The organism is Bacillus haikouensis (genome assembly GCF_013179555.1).
GTDB lineage: Bacteria > Bacillota > Bacilli > Bacillales > Bacillaceae_B > Rossellomorea > Rossellomorea haikouensis_A.
The window spans coordinates 1-4,936 of sequence record NZ_JABMCR010000289.1; the positions used below are offsets into that span (position 1 = coordinate 1).

Annotated in this window: 3 protein-coding genes and 3 pseudogenes; all 6 read right to left on the reverse strand. The window is 39.4% G+C overall.

Annotation, left to right across the window (positions count from 1 at the left end; genetic code table 11):
- Window positions 1–124 (reverse strand): annotated as a pseudogene (gene minC / locus HP456_RS19845) (septum site-determining protein MinC); the annotation flags it as partial.
- A 126-nt stretch (window positions 125–250) separates the two neighbouring features.
- Entirely contained in the window at window positions 251–772 is a 522-nt protein-coding gene (gene mreD, locus HP456_RS19850) for a rod shape-determining protein MreD (protein ID WP_172254320.1), read from the reverse strand.
- Window positions 769–1,656: a rod shape-determining protein MreC gene (gene mreC, locus HP456_RS19855; RefSeq protein ID WP_172254322.1), complete on the reverse strand. Its 888-nt coding sequence runs from the start codon at window positions 1,654–1,656 to the stop codon at window positions 769–771. Before mreC ends, mreD begins: the two co-directional genes overlap by 4 nt.
- Before the next feature lie 180 nt (window positions 1,657–1,836).
- A complete protein-coding gene (locus HP456_RS19860; protein WP_172254324.1) occupies window positions 1,837–2,844 on the reverse strand; it encodes a rod shape-determining protein in 1,008 nt (335 codons plus the stop codon).
- 229 nt (window positions 2,845–3,073) lie between these two features.
- Window positions 3,074–3,277, reverse strand: a pseudogene (locus tag HP456_RS19865) (JAB domain-containing protein); the annotation flags it as partial.
- Between the two features lie 103 nt (window positions 3,278–3,380).
- A pseudogene (locus HP456_RS19870) lies at window positions 3,381–4,936 on the reverse strand (reverse transcriptase/maturase family protein); the annotation flags it as partial.

Sequence of the window (4,936 nt, forward strand, 5' to 3'; positions counted from 1 at the left end):
GGTAATGCGCAGACAGCTTTTCGTCCAACTCTTTCTTTAAATCATCAAACGAACATTGATCATTGAGATGAAGGGTGAGTCCTTCCTTTGTTCCCTTGATCATTACATTTGGTTTCTTTTTCATGGCGTAATTTTTCACCTCAGTCGTCTATAAATTCGACATAAGCATGGGCATATCCTTTTTTCATAAGACATTTTTCGCGATTATCAACACTATTATAAATTCTATCCCTCTTCCTAAATTCCACAATCAATCTTCAAGAAGTTGCTTTTGTTTGCGTTGAAGAAACACCTTAAAAGGATAGGAAAAGATGATATAAAAGACGGCATTAAGCGCCAGTGTCGGCCATAGACGCAAATCTGCAAACTGAATGAACGTCATGTCTGTGCGCTGGATGATGACATTGATTTGATATACTAAAAACTCCAACACTGATAAATTTATGATCACAATGAGTGAGAATACAAATAAATTATTATGAAGGATTTTCAGCATGGCATGTGCCAAAAAGACGACAAAAGGATAGAAGACTAAATAGATTCCATTAATCTCTGTATAGAAGATATCAAATAAAAAGCCAAAAATGAATGCATATAACAACGCAGTCCTATATTGAAAGAAAACACAAATAAAAAGTATGAAGATGATAAGAAAGTGAGGAACGATGATGCGCCCCTCAAAAGATTCAATCTTAAGAAAAAAGATGACAAACAGGCTTTCACTATAAAAGAGCAGAAGGGTGACAAGAGGGAGGGTAAGCCTTTTGATCATTGCTCCTCCTCCTTATTACCTTCTTCGCCTGTTTCGTCGCTGGGAACACCCTTCATCCCGCGGTCTATGACCATAACATGCTCTAAATGGTAAAAATCAGCAGCAGGTTTGACATAAGCCGTCTGGGTCAGACCGTATTGATCCGGTTTCACTTCCTTGACCTCACCTACCACAAGCCCTTTAGGGAAGACACCGCCAAGTCCAGAAGTAATTACTTTAGAACCCTTATCCACTACAAAGTCCTTCGGGATACGTTTCACCAGGATTTCTTTCTTTTCAGTGTCATAGCCTTCAATCCACCCATTAGCATCTTTCTTTCCTTGAACAACAGTTGAGATCCGGTTCTTTGTATTGTCTGTCGAAATCAATTCAACTGTGGAGGAAAATTGGTTTACACTTTTAACTTTGCCGATCAGACCAGAAGAAGAAATCACGGCCATATCTGATTTGATACCATTAACTTCCCCTTTATTTATAGTGACCAATTCATCCCACCGCTCTGGGTTTCTTGCGATGACCGTCGCCTGAATCGTATTATACTTTCTTAAGTCTTCCTTCTTTTCTAAAACAGCTCTCAGCTCTTCATTATCCTGATTCAGGTCCCTGACCTGCGTTTCAAGCTTAACGAGCTCGTCGAGGCGGGATTTCAATTTTTCATTTTCTGTATATGTATTTTGAAGATCTTGAACATTTTCTATTACTCCGGCAGTGTAATTGACGGGCTTAGAAATCAATGATTGTCCGAATCCTACCATATCTTTCACAAACTGCTCGGGCCAGCTGATGCTGTCTCTTTCCCGTAACGAAAACCCTATTAAGGCTACGAGAACGATGATGCTGACAAGCAGGATGATTAGTCGTTTATTCAGGAAGAATTGTGGCATGCTGTACACCTCAATCTTTATTAATTCTATTAAATACTATAACAAAACTTCTTCGATTTTGATATCGTTCACCATATTATTCATTTATTCGACATTTATTAAGCGTAAAAAAGATGGGGCCGCCTTAATGTACTAATGTGAAGTACTTTTAAGGAACAGTCCCCACTTCTTATCTAAAGATTATTTACCGCGGTTTTTAAAAAGGTGGATATGGTCGAGTGCTTTACCGGTACCGATCGCAACGCAATCAAGCGGCTCTTCTGCGATAAGGACAGGCATTTTCGTTTCATCACTGATCACCTTATCCATATTCCGGAGCAGCGCGCCCCCTCCTGTCAGCACGATTCCTCTATCCATGATATCTGCTGCGAGTTCAGGCGGTGTCTTCTCCAAAGTGCTCTTGACTGCATCGACAATGGTATATACCGTATCATGCAGGGCAGATGCGATTTCAGCGGACGTCACTTCAATCGTTTTCGGCAGACCTGTCAAAAGATCGCGACCGCGGATTTCCATTGATTCAATTCCTTCAGTATCTCCGGCTGAACCTACTTCCATTTTGATTGTTTCAGAAGTACGGTCACCGATCATCAGATTATACGTCTTACGGATGTAATTCACGATGGCATCATCCATTTCATCCCCTGCCACACGGATGGATTGACTGGTAACGATCCCCCCGAGGGATATGATGGCGACTTCTGTCGTCCCGCCGCCGATATCAACGACCATGCTTCCTGTCGGTTCCCATACTGGAAGGTTGGCACCGATGGCAGCTGCAAAGGGTTCTTCGATCGTATACGCATCCCTTGCCCCAGCCTGTCTAGTCGCGTCAATGACCGCACGTTCTTCCACACCGGTAATTCCGGACGGAACACATACCATGACATATGGTTTTCTTGAAAAGGCACTTTTATTTTTTACAGCCTGCTTTATGTAGTATTTCATCATCGTAGCAGTCGTTTCATAATCTGCAATGACTCCGTCTTTCATTGGGCGGAGTGCCACTACATTCCCCGGTGTTCTTCCGATCATATTTTTTGCATCGTTCCCGACTGCAACGATTTGTTTATTGTCTGTTTGAAGTGCCACTACCGAAGGCTCGCGCACAACGATGCCTTTACCTTTTACATACACCAATGTGTTAGCTGTTCCTAAGTCAATTCCTAAATCTTTCGTTCCAAACATTAATGGTATCTCCCTTTCTGATACAAATTGGCTGGTCTATATTTAACTAACAGGAGAGTTGTCCAAACTCTTTATCCTCGATTTTTTTACAATAATTGATATTTCATGACATAACGAAAAGACTCATCCATAGAGAGAATGACTCTTTTTAATGAGCTACGTTTTTGAATCACCTATTTGCAAAAATCATAAGGATAATTATATCGTAACCATTAAAAAAATCCTAGTGTCATAAATAACCTTTTTCTTTTAAACTGATAAATTTTTTCTCTCCTATTATAAGATGATCAAGTATATCAATACCAATGATCCGCCCGCATTCTACCAATCTCTTCGTGACCTCGATGTCTTCCCTGCTTGGAGTGGGGTCTCCGGACGGGTGGTTATGAATACAGATGATCGATGCAGCCGATCGCCTGAATGCTTCTTTGAAGTAGGGTAAGCACCCGGCGCCTTGCTTAGTTACCTGAGCTGGTTTCCGAGAACTTCCCTCCAAACCGTACGTACTCCTCTCAGAGTATACGGCTTTCCATTTATCAATCTAACTTTCCATTGTGTAAGTCATGGTGGCATTTCACACACATTGCAATAGTCTTGCGATTTCTTGCAATCATGAATTGTGCCCATCGTTTCTTGCCTTTCAAATTCTTGAGCTTGTTGACATGATGCATCTCCAATGGAACATTTTCTGCATCACACCACTCACATTTTTCAGCTAAAAGGCGTTCAATGAGACTTGTTCTGCCACCGTAAACGATTGTATTTTCGATTATATCCATTGACTTTTTTTGATTTCCGAGTTCTTTTCCATTCGTTGTTCCGTAAAATAGGCAATTTTAGGACCATCCTTCGTTATATAACGTATACCTAATTTCCCGTTTATTTTAAATTTTGCAATAATTTTACTGACGGTACTTTTGTATTTATTGGCATACGTTTTAATCATGCTGTATTTCATTGTTTGCCTAAAAGACTGAAGGACATGAGCATTACTTGCTAGGCGATAGTAATTATATAATCCCTCAATCTCCGCATTATACGTACGAAGAATTTCAAGGTCATCATTATGCACTAGATAGGGACGATGAACAGGTTTCCAGCCATTGTTACTGCCAATTTTCAATGCACTTAAATCGATGAGTTTTTTGATGTATTTTTCATGTGGAACGAATAGTTTTGTTTGATAGTTAAACTTTCGTTTCTTTGTACCATTTGGCATTTTCATTCTGTGCCAATCTCTTGCTACTCGTATATCGTATCCTAAAAATCTAGCGTTTTTCTCACTATGTGTTATCAACGTTTTTTCAGCACTTAATTCCAATTTGAGTTTTTCTGCAAGGTATTCTGTTAAATCTATCTTGATTTGTTCAGCTTCCTTTTTACTACCAATGACACCGATAATAAAATCATCCGCGTACCTTACATATTTCATTCGACGATAGTTTGGGTCAAAAAGGTCTTTGCTATCATGGCTTTGCAGTTTTTTGTACAGAGCTTTTAATACTCCAAGCCTTTCAGCTTTTTCTTCTTTGGTTAGTCGTTCCCAATCACGTTTATTTTTACTTTTACAGTGATTAATTTTTGATGCTAGGTTATGATAAACAAGATTATGCCTACGTTTTTCACCTTTGTTAAAGGATTTTGCATACCCTGCAGCATATTTATCTAATTCATGCAGATAAATATTCGAAAGTAACGGACTAATGATTCCACCTTGTGGTGTCCCACTGAAGGTTTTATGAAAAGTCCAATCTTCTACATAACCTGCTCTTAAGAATTTCCAAATTAAATTAATTAATTTTTCATCCTTAATGCGCTTCCGTAAAAGTCCAACTAATACATGATGGTCGATGTTATCAAAGAAACCTTTTATGTCACCTTCTATAAACCATCTCGTACCCGTAAAAGTATTGCGTATTTCTTTTAAGGCAGTGTGACAGCTACGATTTGGCCGAAAACCATGTGAATGATTTGAAAATTGAGGTTCGTAGATACTTTCTAAAATTCGCCGAACAACCTCTTGCACTAGTTTATCCTCAAAAGTCGGGATACCCAAAGGTCGTGTTTTACCGTTTTTCTTTGGGATATATGT

Bases quoted from the DNA above. Each gene is read 5' to 3' on its own strand.
- HP456_RS19860 (WP_172254324.1), bottom strand. From the start codon at position 2,844: ATGTTTGGAACGAAAGATTTAGGAATTGACTTAGGAACAGCTAACACA.
- mreC (WP_172254322.1), bottom strand. From the start codon at position 1,656: ATGCCACAATTCTTCCTGAATAAACGACTAATCATCCTGCTTGTCAGC.
- mreD (WP_172254320.1), bottom strand. From the start codon at position 772: ATGATCAAAAGGCTTACCCTCCCTCTTGTCACCCTTCTGCTCTTTTAT.